The sequence below is a fragment of the Heliophilum fasciatum genome (assembly GCF_004341395.1).
Lineage (GTDB): Bacteria > Bacillota > Desulfitobacteriia > Heliobacteriales > Heliobacteriaceae > Heliophilum > Heliophilum fasciatum.
Genome location: NZ_SLXT01000024.1, coordinates 1 through 15438 on the forward strand (window position 1 = coordinate 1; position 15438 = coordinate 15438).

The 15438-nt window shown below is 46.6% G+C and carries 16 protein-coding genes; 11 read left to right on the forward strand and 5 right to left on the reverse strand.

Annotation, left to right across the window (positions count from 1 at the left end; translation table 11 throughout):
- The first annotated feature begins 197 nt into the window (after window positions 1–197).
- Window positions 198–815 carry a hypothetical protein gene (locus EDD73_RS11515; protein ID WP_131920069.1) on the forward strand — a complete coding sequence of 206 codons (618 nt, stop codon included), beginning with the start codon at window positions 198–200 and terminating at the stop codon, window positions 813–815.
- Window positions 816–1065: 250 nt separating this feature from the next.
- Complete coding sequence (locus EDD73_RS11520) at window positions 1066–1422, forward strand: hypothetical protein (RefSeq protein WP_131920072.1); 357 nt, start codon at window positions 1066–1068, stop codon at window positions 1420–1422.
- Between the two features lie 69 nt (window positions 1423–1491).
- Here the strand turns inward: EDD73_RS11520 and EDD73_RS11525 are convergent, their stop codons facing one another.
- Entirely contained in the window at window positions 1492–1869 is a 378-nt protein-coding gene (locus EDD73_RS11525) for a DUF5658 family protein (RefSeq protein WP_131920074.1), read from the reverse strand.
- Window positions 1870–2784: 915 nt separating this feature from the next.
- Between EDD73_RS11525 and EDD73_RS14930 the strand changes: the two genes are divergently transcribed.
- Window positions 2785–2940, forward strand: coding sequence for a hypothetical protein (locus EDD73_RS14930; RefSeq protein ID WP_165876481.1), 156 nt, complete (start codon window positions 2785–2787; stop codon window positions 2938–2940).
- Window positions 2941–3145: 205 nt separating this feature from the next.
- Here the strand turns inward: EDD73_RS14930 and EDD73_RS15625 are convergent, their stop codons facing one another.
- Window positions 3146–3556 carry an STAS domain-containing protein gene (locus EDD73_RS15625; protein WP_131920076.1) on the reverse strand — a complete coding sequence of 137 codons (411 nt, stop codon included), beginning with the start codon at window positions 3554–3556 and terminating at the stop codon, window positions 3146–3148.
- Window positions 3557–3752: 196 nt separating this feature from the next.
- Here EDD73_RS15625 and EDD73_RS14935 point away from each other — a divergent pair, with 196 nt between their 5' ends.
- The 8 genes from EDD73_RS14935 (at window position 3753) to glgP (ending at window position 12736) form a co-directional block, all read left to right on the forward strand.
- Window positions 3753–3896, forward strand: coding sequence for a hypothetical protein (locus tag EDD73_RS14935; protein WP_165876482.1), 144 nt, complete (start codon window positions 3753–3755; stop codon window positions 3894–3896).
- A gap of 359 nt (window positions 3897–4255) precedes the next feature.
- Window positions 4256–5008 carry a DUF6431 domain-containing protein gene (locus EDD73_RS15330; protein WP_279222112.1) on the forward strand — a complete coding sequence of 251 codons (753 nt, stop codon included), beginning with the start codon at window positions 4256–4258 and terminating at the stop codon, window positions 5006–5008.
- Entirely contained in the window at window positions 5005–5229 is a 225-nt protein-coding gene (locus tag EDD73_RS11545; RefSeq protein ID WP_131920078.1) for a DUF5348 domain-containing protein, read from the forward strand. Before EDD73_RS15330 ends, EDD73_RS11545 begins: the two co-directional genes overlap by 4 nt.
- 881 nt (window positions 5230–6110) lie before the next feature.
- The gene (locus EDD73_RS11550) at window positions 6111–7124 is read left to right on the forward strand and encodes an AAA family ATPase (protein WP_406567193.1); all 1014 of its coding nucleotides are present in this window, start codon (window positions 6111–6113) and stop codon (window positions 7122–7124) included.
- Window positions 7125–7209: 85 nt separating this feature from the next.
- Entirely contained in the window at window positions 7210–9015 is a 1806-nt protein-coding gene (gene hflX / locus EDD73_RS11555) for a GTPase HflX (protein WP_131920083.1), read from the forward strand.
- Entirely contained in the window at window positions 9008–10297 is a 1290-nt protein-coding gene (locus EDD73_RS11560) for a methionine gamma-lyase family protein (protein ID WP_131920085.1), read from the forward strand. The genes hflX and EDD73_RS11560 overlap by 8 nt, the downstream gene beginning before the upstream one ends.
- Before the next feature lie 48 nt (window positions 10298–10345).
- On the forward strand, window positions 10346–10825 hold the full coding sequence (locus EDD73_RS11565; protein WP_131920087.1) for a DUF456 domain-containing protein: 480 nt from the start codon (window positions 10346–10348) through the stop codon (window positions 10823–10825).
- Window positions 10826–10978: 153 nt separating this feature from the next.
- The gene (glgP, locus tag EDD73_RS11570) at window positions 10979–12736 is read left to right on the forward strand and encodes an alpha-glucan family phosphorylase (protein ID WP_131920154.1); all 1758 of its coding nucleotides are present in this window, start codon (window positions 10979–10981) and stop codon (window positions 12734–12736) included.
- Window positions 12737–12926: 190 nt separating this feature from the next.
- Here glgP and EDD73_RS11575 read toward each other — a convergent pair whose 3' ends face one another.
- The 3 genes from EDD73_RS11575 to EDD73_RS11585 all read right to left on the reverse strand — a co-directional run bounded on the left by EDD73_RS11575 (window position 12927) and on the right by EDD73_RS11585 (window position 15409).
- Window positions 12927–13277: a hypothetical protein gene (locus EDD73_RS11575; protein ID WP_131920089.1), complete on the reverse strand. Its 351-nt coding sequence runs from the start codon at window positions 13275–13277 to the stop codon at window positions 12927–12929.
- A 213-nt stretch (window positions 13278–13490) separates the two neighbouring features.
- Entirely contained in the window at window positions 13491–14171 is a 681-nt protein-coding gene (locus EDD73_RS11580; protein WP_131920091.1) for an ABC transporter ATP-binding protein, read from the reverse strand.
- Between the two features lie 8 nt (window positions 14172–14179).
- Window positions 14180–15409: an ABC transporter permease gene (locus EDD73_RS11585; RefSeq protein ID WP_131920093.1), complete on the reverse strand. Its 1230-nt coding sequence runs from the start codon at window positions 15407–15409 to the stop codon at window positions 14180–14182.
- Window positions 15410–15438 lie beyond the last annotated feature (29 nt).

The following is a 15438-nucleotide window of genomic DNA, read 5'->3' on the forward strand; positions in this document are numbered from 1 at the left end:
ATCCTCTTTTTGACATGTTTGTGGCAGAGGCTGTGGATCCGAATGTATTCCGAAAACGCATGCTCGATCCTTGGTCGAAATGATGCGGCAACGCCTCTATGCGATGTTGCGTTACTTTGTTATTGTGAACTTATTTTTTCCAATTTATAGTTAACCGATCACCAATGAAGGAAGCTACTGATCAACGTGCCGATTCGTTGGACAAGATCGCATGGTCAGAAGAACAGGAGCAAAAAGCAAAAGCAGCCCTGGTGGACATGCAGCGAGTAATGGAGCAGAAGCTCGAAGAGGCAGAGCGGCGAGTCCGTTCTGCGGAAGCGGCCGCAGCGCTGGCCCGGGAAGAAGCCAGCAAAGAAGTTGCAGAAATGCGCCGTGAGCTGGAGCGAATTCGGGAAGAGAAGGATCAGATGAGCCGGCTGGCTGCCATGGCAGAAACAAGTTTGGCCACGGCCAAGGCGCAGGTCGAGTCCTTCGCTGAAAAAGCGAGTCAAGCGGATCATTTACATAATCAACTTGCTGAAGTCAGGGGTAGAAATCAAGATATCGAACACGAGCTTGTCCGGATGAAAGAAGATTTAGAGTTGGCCAAGCAGCACCGGGATGCAATGAAGGTAGCACACAACAATGAGATCGTGCAGCGTTTACAGGCTGCCGCCGAGCGGGCGCAACTGGATAAAGAGCGGGCTGTTCTGGAAGCGCAACGGGAAGGCATGGAGCTATTAAATCAACTACGGGAAGCGCTGGCCAAGTGCCGTGAGGAAAAAGCGGCATTAGAAGTACAGATCATTCAGGGCAAGTACCAGCCTAAAGAATAATGTGCATCGATCTGTAGATAGTGATTATACAAAGGAGCGTGAAGTAAAGAATCGATGACGATAAATCGAACCAGTCCATTAGCCCCGTACTTTTGGGCTATCTACGGCCGCAGCGTCGAAGCACAATCTGGATGGGCAAGTACGCCTTCGGAATGGTGGGAAAAAGTAATTCAAGTATTTAGCTTGAAAGAGCCGAAGCAGATAACATAATCAAACCACTTCGAATGATAATACATAAGGAGAAGTAAACATGACGAAGAATAAGCCAGGCTTGAGCGCAAACAAGGAATATATCAAACAGCTTAGAGAGAACGAATATGTCTGTGAAACCAAGGGGTTCATGTTCTCCAGCGAAGATGAAGTATGGCGAATCGTAAAGATCCGCGTACAGGATGGTTCCTTCAAAATCGGGATGGCCCGCATGATCGATTTTGGTGACATGCCAGGACAATTTGATTTTGAGCAGGACGAAATACCGCTTGAAACTAAACTTTACAATGAACCAGATGCGCTGGAGCGTGTCGCGTACTGGGTAGAAAAAACGGGTTTACCAGAGTTCTGCCCCACAGAGGACAGGACGTATTCATTCGATAAAGACTTGAACTAATCATTAATAGCAGAAAAACAGCAACTATAATTTATGGCTGCTGTTTTTTGCTTATATTACATCTGTTGGTCAAATATTCGTGATTGCGGTTATCCATTCGATATGCAGATGGGTCACCCAAAGATACGGGGGAAATACCGATATCGGAACTAAGTAGTAAATCGGCTTGCGATATTCTTGGTTTAAGGCATAGACACATGCCATCAGCACATAGGACACTACCACTTTCCCGACAATCACGGGAATCGGAAACTGGGTCACGGCCTGGATCATAAACGGGTTTGCTTCCACGATATATCCCTGTTGAATACCCCATACCGAAGCCACCCCATCAATTACATTCAGCAAAGTGATAAATAATGCGGCCGCCAGCCAGCCAGCATTTTCCCAAATATCGTGTTTAGCCAAAATATATAAGTCGTTGATGCTATATTCCTCCTGTGTCATTTATGAACTTGACATTTTTGATTAAAATAACTTTCTCAAGACAGTGAACAAGAATAGCTCGTTGCTGTGGCAACGAAAACGCCGGAAGACCAGAGGTCTTCGTTCCTATATATGCAATTACGCGACTTTTTTTATTAATGTGTCCATTTCGACAAAAAATAACGCCCCAAAGTCGATTGACCTTGAAGGCGTAGTGATAGCGATAGCTGGTTTTTGTTAGATTTAACCGCTGTGGTTGAAGGCTTTTTAAACAGCCACGATCCAGAATTTGATATACTGAAAGCCTGTGTGGTATAAAGAAATTTTGCCCCAAAAACAACTTCGCATAAGATGCAGCCGAACGGGCGCAACTGGGACAAAGAGCGAGCTGCGGCGAGAAGATGAGGACAAAAGCCTTACAGCAGATGGGCCGTCGGACGATGCGAAATGCCGTAGTTGTCGAACTGACGCAGAAGGACTGTCGGCTCGCTTGGACAGTGAAGCCCTGGGTGGGCATTGTTAACAGTGCCGATCGGCGCTGGAACCTGTCAACCTACGCGGAGAAGGGTGCGCACGAAGCTCATGCGGGCCCATATCGCGGGAACCCGCGAAGGCTCCTGAACATCAGATTCCCAAAGCGCGATTTGACGAGGTGAACGCGAAGTACAAAGAAGCCTAGACCCAACTGGAGCAACTGCTTACCGAGCGCGAAGCCCAGGCTAAGACTGCGAAAGAACAGCAAGGCAAATTTGAAGAACTGTACAAGTCAACTGCCGATGAACTGACGAAAGCGAAGGACGGTCACAAGGTTTCCAACGCGAGAGTGCAGCAGTTAGAATCTGTCATTCAAGGGTTTGCTGAACGTGAAACTCGAAGGCATCCCGAAAGAATTTCACGACCTCGTTCCTGCCAATCTCCCGCCGAAGCACCGTTGGAATGGTTGCGTCGGCAGAGAAAAAAGGACTGTTCGTCAACCTGCGTCAAGAACAGCCCGTCAGTCAAGCGACCAATCCTGCCAAAACGCAGACCGTCGACCTTGACCAGCTAACCCCGCTACAACTGTTGAAAATCGGATATTCCCAACGAGCGTAATCATGGCGGTTGCGCTCTCTTTTTGCATAAAAACAGGAGGTAAACAACGTTGGCACTAAACAGTCTAAAACTAGTAAATTAGCGAAAAATCAGCGTATACGGTCTTTTTACATGCCAGAATGGGCGATAAGTACCATTAGAGCTGCTTGTAGATCCCGACCTACCAAGATCGCGTTACCCACACAAAACAGCGAAGAACCTTTTTTTATGAGGATAATTTGTAAGGTTCTTTCATGTGAAATATATGCTCAAGTTTTCTTATGCGAATGTTTTCAGCGATTAAAGAAGGAACATTTACTAAATTGAAAATTATATTTTTTGATAAAGAGATTTGATATAAGGCCAAAAGGAAGCGAAGGCCGTGTTTATCGATGAATGTAGTTTCCGAGAGGTTAATAACGAGAACGTTTGTATTTTGAATAAGAAATGTTAGATGTATTATTGCTTGATTGCACAAGTAGTCAAGATTAGATTTTTGTAAATTCACGATTGGCTGAATCGTAAGTTGATTATCCTCAAATCGTAGATTGAACTGTCGTGACAGGCAGCAGAATGAGGGATTGGTTGGTCTCCTGCAAGAACGGGAAACTTCTTCACGACGTAGTTCCTTTTTCATAAACAATCCCTCCTATAATTCCATTAATTCAATATTAATGGAAAACAACTAATAATTCAATAGTAAACAGAGTGGTTTTTGTAAAATTAATTTTAAGGAGAGAGGGTTTTGACAAAATATCTCATCAAAACGCCCAGCCCGATTTATAACGGGTGACCGCGGGCGTGCTGTTTGCGAACGGTGCGGCGGGGCTTTTGTGGAAGATGAGCGTACCAAGGATTTGCTGGTGCATGACTACGGCTATGAAGCTACGGAAATCAAAGAACCGGCAGTAGACGATAGAAAAGCCCAAAGCAGTGGTGAAGTAGGTGAGGATAGATGGTTGTTTTACAACGGCTAACACTTATTTCGCCAAACACGTCCTCCATAACGAAAAATGGTTCAACGCAGACGATACGACCCGTTAACGGGCACCCAATGGGGCTACCAAGCAACTCTATCGGCTATTTCGGGGCTACACACCGGATGTAAAACCACTGCTCAACTGTTTTAGCTAACGCAAAATGCCCAAAAGCTGACGACATTGCCTGTCCGGAACCTGCTGTATATAATGGCCATAGGAAATACGGAAGGGAAAAAGAAGAGGCACCTCCACAGGTGTACTACCGGCAAGTAGTACGGGAGGTGCCCTTCACTCAAAAACATGATCATCATATCAGAATACGAGCTTGTTGAAAACCCGGAAAAAGGTTTTTTTATATACGGAGCGAGGAGCACCATACTTGTCCTTGTTGTACGGGACCGTTACGAGTGATCGGCAGCCGGCGGCGCCGGATCATTCAGGAAACGGGAGAAAAACGGGTACTCATGGTTCGTCGACACCGGTGTTGCCACTGTCATCGAATTCACCACGAACTTCCGGACATCGTGGTTCCCTACAAACGCTATGGCAGTGCCAGCATCGAAGCGGTGGTTACGGACGAAAGGCCGCTGGCCGTTTCCTGCGACGAATCGACCATCATCCGTTGGAAACAGTGGTTTTTCCATCAGGTGCATCATTTCCTCGGATGCTTTGGTTCGATTGCGATTCAGATGGGCAAAAACACCGCGGCAGCAGCATCATCCCCGCTCCAACGGATGTACCGGTTCGTCGGTGATGCACCCGGCTGGCTGGCCCGTGTTGTCCGACCCACCGTCAATTTGAATTGTTGGATACATACCCATTCTGCGTCCTATGCTACGATCCGGCAGCGGATCGATCTTCAGTGTAAATTGGGCCACTTGGATCGTGCCCAAGTCGGGGACGATATGAAGCGGCACCTGGTCTATGCCGGCGCCGACCATGAGATCTTCTCCGATGGAGCGATCGATGAGATTTACCGATTTTCCAGTGGCGCTGCCCGGTTGATCAACAAAGTATGCACTCATTGCCTGCTCTACGGTGCACAGAACCAGCGCCGAATCATCGATGACCATATGGTAAAGCGCGTCATTCAGGGGGAGTTAGCATGAGCCATACGGTAGAAATGAGCTTCGATCGCGAACAAGATCGCTGGGTTGTTCCAATCGGGAATTGGAATTATGGACTTCATTGCGGGGAGTATTTTCAATTGCATTTGGGGCGCCATTCATGGCCATGCCGGCTGGAGTTGGATACCCAGTGGTATGTAGTGGTTCATAATGAAGTACGATTCAATTTGCGGACAAACGACAAATACCGGGTGACGGTGTAACGTAAACAGGGGAGGCTCTTCACCTCCCCTGTTTTATTTGGACACCATATCCGGCAATTTGCGGACATTTTATGACGTCAAGTTTTGGCTATTATACAGTAGCAGTAACAGCGAGACTATCTTGCCGAAATGCGGGAAGAAGTACACAAGGCAAGTACATCAAAGTTAGTTGAGTATGGATTGGCCTTAGCAAATAGTTTTGAGGAATGGACGGAGGGTAAAACGTCCGGGACCGTAAGCACTTCATTATTTTGGAGATTGACGTAAATGCCGCTGATATATCGAGTGGCATAAAATTTGATAATGAATTGATTAACAGCGCTCTTTTGGCAATGCCAAAAAAGAAACTCGAACGAGAAGATGCTTGGGATTTAGCACGACAGGAACTCGAAAATTACGCTCATACCCTGGCAGGGATGTTGGGCGGGAGCGACGGCATGACAGTACATAGGCTGGAGCGGGCAGGAGTTTACGATCTGCTCTACAGTACCTTTAATCGGGATATGGCCCCCAGCGCACGGTTTAACGATGCCGTAGCGCAGGGGGGGCATGGATACCAACCAGCGAAACACCCGCATTGGCTTTGGGAGGGAGGATAGAGAACAACGAAGCTCTGGGATAGAACGAAAAAGAAAAACATAAAAGATAACCCAAAGAAACTGCCCAGCAAAAATCAGCCGCACCCGGGAGATTGGCAAACCAATATTGCTGATCTCCTGGCGCTTTCGGTTCTCCCGCAATCAGCAGTGGTTTTAGGTTTATCTATGTATTGATAAACTTTTCCTGTGACTCAAAAGCTTGTTCCAAGACATTCTTTTGCCTGCGCGACTCTTTTCATGCATATACATTAATGTTGGAAGGAGGGGAGCGGAATCATGGTTATTCGTGTCAATATTCAGCGCGGTAATGCGAATGGCGATAAACGGGCATCGAGAGCATGGTTGCCTTCAGTGCTCCCAGCGGCGCTCATCCGGGAGAATGTGGTGGAGCGGGATCTAGGAAAGCTTACAAAAGAAAAAAGTAAGGATAAAGATAAAAGCAAATCAGCACGGATTGAAGAAATTATCGATGAATTGAATCGGATGATCGGATTGACAGAAGTAAAAGCGCTTATCCACGAATTGCGGGCTTTTGTTGAAGTTCGCAATTTACGCAGTAAAGAAGGCTTGTCCAATGATGCGATGACGCTGCACATGATTTTTCGTGGCAATCCAGGCACTGGCAAAACCACAGTGGCTCGGCTTGTAGGGCAATTGTATAAAGAATTGGGTGTGTTGCCCAAAGGACACCTCATCGAAGTGGAACGAGCTGACCTGGTAGGGGAGTACATCGGACACACTGCAATTAAAGCACGTGAGCAAGTGAAAAAAGCACTTGGTGGTGTGCTTTTTATTGACGAAGCGTACTCTTTGGCCAGGGGTGGGGAAAAAGACTTTGGCAAAGAATGTATCGATTGTCTTGTGAAGGCCATGGAAGATCAGCGAGCCAATCTGATTTTGATATTGGCCGGGTATAAAGATGAGATGGATCTGTTTTTAAGATCCAATCCGGGCGTCAGGTCACGGTTTCCCATTCATCTAAACTTTCCTGATTATACTCCGGCGGAATTGTTGGAAATCGCCGAAAAAATGCTCTATGATCGCCAGTATTGTTTTTCTTCTGAAGCGAAATTAGAGTTGCGTAATTTTTTGATCTCGAATCAAGAAGCGGGTCATCCCTATCGTGGCAATGCGCGCATGGTTCGCAATATCGTAGAGCGGGCGATTCGTCGTCACGCCGTACGTATCATGGGAGCAATGACCGTATCGGTCAATCGTGAATGCCTTATGACCCTTGAACAAGCTGATCTTATCGAAAGCTGTCGTGAAGCTTCGATGCAACAGCGCCATCTTTGACGAGTAATCTATGTTGACATAAGGTTTGACATAACGTTCGCAATGACACTGTGACAACCAAGGTTGATTATGATATAGTAGATTCATGAGTACACAAGAAGTAAAAGGAAACCTACAAGGCTTAGCCAACGCTTTGATTCGGCGCGTAGAAAATCTTTGGCAGTTTCAAGGGGAGCGGGAACTGTTATTTTCGCCGGATTTGGGCCGGGAAATGGCGGCCATTACAGAAGCATGTGGGCGCGAGATCGCCGTTTTTATTGATCGTCGCGGTCAAATCCGTGATGTTATTGTGGGAGATGCCATGACGGTCGCCTTGTCGGCAACGCGCGATCGTCGTTCATCTTCCCGTTTATCAGGGATTCGCTGTGTGCACACGCACCCGGGGGCAAGTCCCGCGCTGAGCGAGGTCGATCACTCGGCTCTGCGACAACTTTCATTAGATTGCATGGTCGTTATTGCTGCGGCACCACCTCATGCTGGTTCCGTGGCTTTTCTCACGTCCGCAACAGAGAGTTGCGAATTTGGCCCCATGTCTTTTCATCGCTTAAGTGCTTATGATTGGCTCCAACAAGTGCAGGCGCTGGACAAACAGTTTATTCCACCGCCGCAAATGACGGAAGCTGCTCAAGAAAAAGCTTTTCTCATCGGTGTTGGAGAGGAAAGCCTTGATGAACTAGAACAGTTGGCTTTGTCGGCCGGTGCTGTTGTTGTCGGCCGCTTAAGTCAAAAAATTGCTAAACCCTTTGCCGGCACCTATTTAGGTTCGGGTAAAGCGCAGGAGTTATCGCTGGCATTGCAAGTTACTGATGCTGACTTACTAATCGCCGACGATGAACTGACACCGTCCCAGATTCGCTTTCTGGAAGGATTGGCACCGGTTCGGGTGATCGATCGCACAACGTTGATTCTTGACATTTTTGCCCAACGTGCCTGTACCCGGGAAGGTAAATTACAAGTGGAATTGGCGCAGTTGCAGTACCGGCTGCCTCGATTAACCGGAAAAGGTCTGGCGTTGTCAAGGCAAGGTGGCGGTATTGGTACGCGTGGTCCCGGTGAAATGCAATTGGAAACGGACCGTCGACATTTGCGATCTCGTATGACAGCGGTGGAACGCGAATTGGATCAAGTACGCCAACATCGCCAGCGATTGCGCAGCGATCGCAAAAAAGCGGATTTACCGGTGGTCGCTTTGGTAGGATACACGAACGCTGGAAAATCGACGCTTTCCCATCATCTGGTCAATGCCTATGGTACGCCAGGTCGGACAACGCTTAATGGTGAGGATAAATTATTTGCGACTCTCGATCCGACAATGCGCAAAATCAATATTCCTGGTGGACGTACTATCTTACTGGCAGATACAGTAGGTTTTATTCGTAAGTTGCCCCATGCGGTCGTCAAAGCTTTCCGCGCGACACTGGAAGAGGTGGCTGCAGCCGATCTGATCCTCCATATCGTTGACGCGACCCATGAAGAGGCAAGCCAACAGATGCAAACTGTTCTTCAAGTGCTTAAGGAAATTGAATGCGATCATAGACCCATCGTTACTGTTTTTAACAAGATCGATCGGTTAACCGGTCCGATCGATCTTTTGTCTTTGGGCGTAGCGCCTGCTGTGGAGGTTTCGGCGCGCACCGGGCAAGGAATTCAAGAACTATTTGATTGTATTGAAGGCCAATTAGCGCCGCAAGGACAAATCATACAGGTGCTGGTACCTTATGATCATGGTGAATACGTAGCACAGATCTATGCGCAGGGACAAGTGTTTGCCAGCGAATACCGTCCGGACGGTATTGCGGTTCAGGCACGACTTCCGGAAAGGCTGATTGCTCCCTGTCGGGAACGCGGCTGGATTACAAGTGATGGAGGGACAATCGGCAGTCATGGTTGATTTATTTGACGTACTCGTACATGAAGGAAAACTGGATACTGATTTAGCTGCCTTAGCCCGGCAGGCGGATCAAGATACCAGGCCGATTTTGAATCAATGGGCAGCGCAACGAGATGCCCATCAATGGAAAATATTGCAGGCTTTTCAAGCAGAACGCGTTTCCACAGACCATCTTGGCGTATCGACCGGTTATGGTTACGGTGATGATGCCCGCGATACGTTGGATGCGGTGATGGCGCGGATTTTAGGTGCGGAAGCCGCGTTAGCACGGGAACAATTTGTTTCCGGTACCCATGCGATCGCTACCGCTCTTTTTGGTGTCTTACGGCCAGGTGATGAGTTGCTTGCCGCAACCGGCACTCCTTATGATACGTTGATCGATGTGATCGGTTGTGGGGAAGAGGCTGTAGCGGGAAGCCTAAAGGAGTGGGGCGTAGCCTATCGCCAAGTGGAATTAACGGAATCCGGTCATATTGATATCTCGGCAGTTTGCCAAGCTCTAAAACCGCAAACACGTGTTGTGTTGTTACAACGTTCCCGAGGATATAGTATGCGGCCATCCTTGTCTGTGCGCGAAATTGGCGTAGCTTGCACAGAAATTAAACGTGTGCGGCCCGATGTGATCGTTTTTGTTGACAACTGCTATGGCGAATTAGTGGAAGCCGATGAACCAACCGGTGTTGGCGCTGACTTAATCGCCGGTTCGTTGATCAAAAATCTGGGTGGTGGCTTGGCGCCAACCGGCGGATACGTTGCCGGGCGCAAGGAAATGGTGGAAAAAGCGGCTACCCGTCTTACGGCGCCAGGCATTGGCTCTCATGTGGGGAGCAGTCCGGCGGGACGACGACTTTATTTTCAAGGTTTATTTCAAGCACCCGGTGCTATTTATGAGGCTTTAGCCGGCGCTGTATTCACTTCACGTCTCTTTGAACTGCTCGGATTTGAAGTGAATCCTCGATTCGATCAACCGCGTTACGATATCATCCAAGCCATCACCCTCGGTTCTGCCGAAAGGATTGTTGCCTTTTGCCAAGGAGTACAGCAAGCCAGTCCCATTGATGGGCATGTAGTGCCCTATCCTGCACCGATGCCTGGCTATGCGGACCCGGTGATTATGGCAGGAGGGACCTTTGTCCAAGGATCAACGATTGAATTAAGTGTGGATGCGCCGATACGTCCGCCTTTTTCGGTTTATTTTCAAGGGGGACTGGCCCAGGCCTATGTGCGAATCGGTGTATTGAGAGCAGCTCAATTGTTGCGTGAACGAAAGTTATTACCTTAAATAACACGATAGTTGACATAATACTTGGGTAAAAGGGAGCGAGGCAAGGTGCACGATGCTTGGTTGATTGGAACCATATTGGTCATGTTGGTCGGTGTATTAGGCACCGTATTGCCGGTGCTTCCCGGAATTCCGTTGATTTTTATAGCCATGGTGGGCTATGGTTATGCGGAAGGATACCAGCAGATGAGTTTGGCTTTTTTAGGGGTTAATCTGCTGATCGTTTTGATTTCGCTGGCATTGGATTATGCTGGAACAGCCTGGGGCGCACGTCGTTTTGGCGCCACTTCATCAGGAGCTACTGCTGCTGCCGTTGGTGGACTTGTCGGTGTTTTGGTCTTGGGACCTTTTGGCTTAGTATTGGGTCCTTTTCTCGGTGCCATTGGCGGAGAGGTGCTGCAAGGGCGAAAATTAGAGGATGCTCTGGAAGCCGGGATCGGTACAATGCTAGGTTTGGCTGGTGCATCAGCGATACGTTTTATTTTATCGTTGGCCATGGTTGCTTTTTTTGTTTGGCGAATCTGGTAAGTTGGTTTTGATTTTATCATTATTTTCACAAAAGATGGATAGCGGCCTCATGCATGAGATACTCCGGATTGCGCAAGCTATGTGGCAAGGGGAGTTTATCTGCAGGAGGTGACATTCTGGCAGTGCGCTGTCAGAAAACCTTTGTATTATCGAATGAATAGAAATGAACGCAATTATCATCATCACGCTACCGAACCTCATGTCGCATACTTTTCGATGGAATTTGGTTTGCATGAAGAGTTACCGATCTATGCCGGTGGTCTTGGTGTACTTGCTGGTGATTATTTAAAGGCTGCCCATGATCTTCATATGCCTGTTGTCGGTGTAGGAATTCTATGGAAACAAGATTATACTGAACAATATATAGGTGATGATGGTCGCCCCTATGATGTGTTTCCTAACTTTGATTTTAATAACGTTAAAGACACAGGAATTACGGTTCCGGTTCGCGTGCGCGGTGCCGATGTAACTTGTAAAGTGCATATGGTCGATCGCTATGGCAATGCTCCTTTATACCTATTGGATACCAATTTTCCTGGAAGTGAACATGGTTGGATGACATCACGCCTTTATGGGGGTGGTGTACAAGATCGTGTAGCCGCAGAGATTCTTTTAGGGATTGGTGGCGTGCGGGCATTACGGGCTCTTGGCATTGATGTTGATGTCTATCACTTGAATGAGGGTCATGCTGTATTCGCAGGCATTGAGTTGATTCGCGAAAAAATGGAGCGTGGTCATTCCTTTGAGGATGCCTGGCAATTAACACGCCAAACCATCGTGTTTACCACGCATACACCGATCGCCGCCGGTAATGAAGTGCATGGTCACGATCTCCTTCAATTGATGGAAGCCTATAATGGACTCCATTATGAGCAAATGAAGCGCATCGGCGGCGATCCCTTTAATATGACGGCGGCTGCTTTGATGCTTTCTTACTTGTCGAATGGGGTTTCCAAATTACATGGACAAACTGCGTGCCGAATGTGGAAAAATGTCTGTGATGCTTCCGGGATCATCTCGATTACCAATGGTGTCCATGTAAAGACGTGGCAAGACGAAGGAATTCGCGATGCTTTCGACCGCCGCGGTGATCTTTGGCAAGCGCATCAGGCCAATAAAAAACGTTTGCTCCGTTATATTGAGCAACGCAATGGTGTTAAGTTAAACCCGGATGCTTTACTGGTTGGTTTTGCGCGAAGGGCAGCTCCCTATAAGCGCAGTGATTTAATTTTCCGTACGGCTGAGGTCATTGAGCCGCTTTTGAAGGAAGGTAAGTTGCAACTAGTTTTCTCAGGTAAGGCTCATCCCAATGATAAAATTGGAAAAGATATTATCGCCCAATTAGTGAAAATGGATCGTAAATATGGTGATAGTGTAACCTTCCTGGAAAACTATAACATGGAAGTTTGCCGGATGATGATTCGAGGATGCGATGTCTGGCTGAATAACCCTCGACGTCCTTTGGAAGCCAGCGGAACATCAGGGATGAAAGCTGCAATGAACGGCGTTCTCAATTTGAGCGTTGTTGATGGGTGGGTTGGGGAAGGCTTACAGCACCAGGTAAGCGGTTGGTTGATCAACACACCGCCAAGTCAGTTGATGGATGAAGCTCAGCAAGATGAGCATGACTTACGCGAACTGTATCGTATTTTATTAGATGAAGTGATCCCCACCTATTACAACCGTCATGATACATGGGTTGAAATGATTCGGGCAAGTATCGACATGGCCCGCTGGCAGTTTTCTTCACATCGCATGATGCGCGAGTACTTTGATGTGATGTACCAAAAAGTGTTCTCTAAAGATCATATGTTGTCAACAGAACCGCAGATTCAAGAACAGGAAGAATGGATTTCACATGTGCCTCCAATCGTTTACGACCCACAGGAGCCTGCTCCAAAATATCATTAAGAATTTGTGTGATAATAGCGTGAGTACCCCAGGAGATTCTTGTGGTGCTCATGCTGTTTTTATTGTTAGAAGAGTCACTTAGGAATAAAATTAATTTGAGCATCTTTAACTTCGCATAATCAATATTATGTTAACTAATAAAACAGGCAGCGTCCTTTTGCATTTGCTAACGCTGCCTAAGTAGTAATTGTCAAAACCCAAGTTTGCTTACCCATTGAAACCATTTGCTTGGAATCTCCTTCTCAGCAGTCGCCCCCGATTGAACACTCTTTTGTTTTTCTTCCGATTCTTTTGGTTGCCATTGGATGGTCATGTGTGCTTCGATTTTTTGATCGGATTTATCCGTATCGTTATAATCAATCATCGCTGTTATATGGTATTTCCGATTAAATGAAAATATTGAATCTGTAATTTGTTGCTTTCTTTCTTTACCAAAGAAAAATTCTAGCCATGTATTGATATCACTTGAACCGATTATCGAAGATATACTTATAATAATTATAAGTAATATTTTTTTGTTTCGCATCATTTTTCTAAACATTTTATCATCTCTTTCTGAATAATCTAATAATTATAATAATATATATCAATCTTCCTTTTTACAAGCTTTTTTTTATTAAAAACTATACGAGTATATCTACCTTTTATAACCTACCAATATAACAGTAAGTTTTTTCTTTAGATTACCAGCTCGCAGAAACGATCAAAAAAGTCAGTGCTCCTAATCAATTTGGGAATCACTGACTTTTTATAACTAGATTGTTTGTTTATACTCTTGATTAATACCAAGCAATTTAACTTCCCGATTAGCTTTCGAGGCCACCGTTGGATCATGAGTTACAACAACTAGAGTCAATCCCGCTTCCCTACATAAGTTCTGAAGCAATTCCATCAGCTTGTTGCCGGTATCCAAATCCAAGGCGCCCGTCGGTTCATCCGCCAAAAGAACTTTAGGACGCCGAATTAGCGCCCGAGCAATGGCCACCCGCCGTTGTTCCCCACCGGAAAGCGTACCAGGCAACGAATCTTCCCGGTCAGATAAACCCACTTGAGCAAGCAACTGTCTTGCCCAAGAACCACCGTCATCGAGAGCTTTCCCAGCCAGCGTAATCGGTAAAAGTACATTTTCCATCACAGTTAACGTGGGAATAAGCGCCGGGAACTGAAATACAAAACCGATTTTTTCACTCCGGATACTTGCCCGTTCATTTTCGGTTAATCCCGAATCAACACGCTGCCCATCCATATAAACTTCTCCACTTGTTGGTTGCAGCAACGCTCCCATGATGCAAAGCAGTGTGGTTTTACCGCTACCGGATGGGCCGGTAACCGCCACAAATTCACCGGCTTCAATTTTTAGATTAACTTGCGCTAATACTACCCTTTGTTTATTTCTTTTTCCATAAGTTTTACCGATTGCTTTGAGTTCAATCATACTCGCCGTTATTCCCCCTCCCTGACAGCTTCATAGGGATCGAGGTTCATGCTGCGTGAGATTGGCCATACCGCGGACAGCAACGTGATCATAATCGCAACAACCATTGTGCAAAAACTCACAATCACCCCATCACCAAACCAAGGAAAAAGTAACGGTAACGGAATCAGATCTTGAATGACGTTCCGCATGTCTACTAATAAAATCAAGGCGATAAAAAGCCCAACACCGCCACCGATTAAGGATGCCCAGAATCCTTCCCACAAAAAAAGTTGAAACACCTTTCCTTTGGTAGCACCCATCGCCCGCAAATAACCAATTTCCCGCCGCCGTTCATGAACGATCGCTGAGAAAATGGACATAACTTGCAGCGAGGCCATCAACAAAACGAATCCAGTAATAGCATAAAGTAGTATTTTGATTGGTTTTAATTGTGCTTCGACAAATCGGGAAAGTTTATTGCCTGTAAAAACTTTGACACCTGGAACGGCAGCTTCAATGTCACGGGCCACATCTTCATACGCACTACCAGGCTTGACTTTAACCATGACTACGGAAATATCGCCTGGTTTAACACTATGACGATCATCTCGGGCAGCGATCGCCCGAGCATCATCAATATGCATAAAAATCGTCTTATCGACACCAAGATTTGTCCGGTGCAGTAAATTCTTCACCCGGAAATTGGTTCCCAATAATCGAACAGATTCAGACCATGTAGGAAGATAGGCCATTCCCCAGGCATCCCAGGCACCGATATCGGCACCGATAGCCACTTCTTTGCGCTCAAGAGGACGATCATTCAGCAGAAAAGGACGTATGGTAAAGTCCGCTTCGGGATCGATAGCAATAACGGGAAATTCCCCGTAAACATTACAGCATTCACCGATAAAGGTTTGCATGTAGAGCTGCGGTGAGACTTTTTCCACCCCATTAACAACAGCAACCTTTTCGCTATTCTCTTTGGGCATGCGTACTTGTGCAGGTATCCCGCTTAAAAGTAAGTTCTCTACTGATGATTCGAGGCCAACAGGGGTAACAATCAAATCAGCACCCATCCGCCCAGCACCGGCATCAAGACTGCGTTCGATAGAATGGATAAAGTAATAGGCACCGAATAATATAGCCGTTGTTAATGCGACAGAAAGTGCCAGTAAACCTGCCCGTAAACGGTTTCGTTGTAGGTTTCGCCAAGCGATGTGATAAAGTCGGCAAAGTTGAGTCTGTTCAATGCTCATAGTACACCTTCTACTCTATTCCTAAAAAG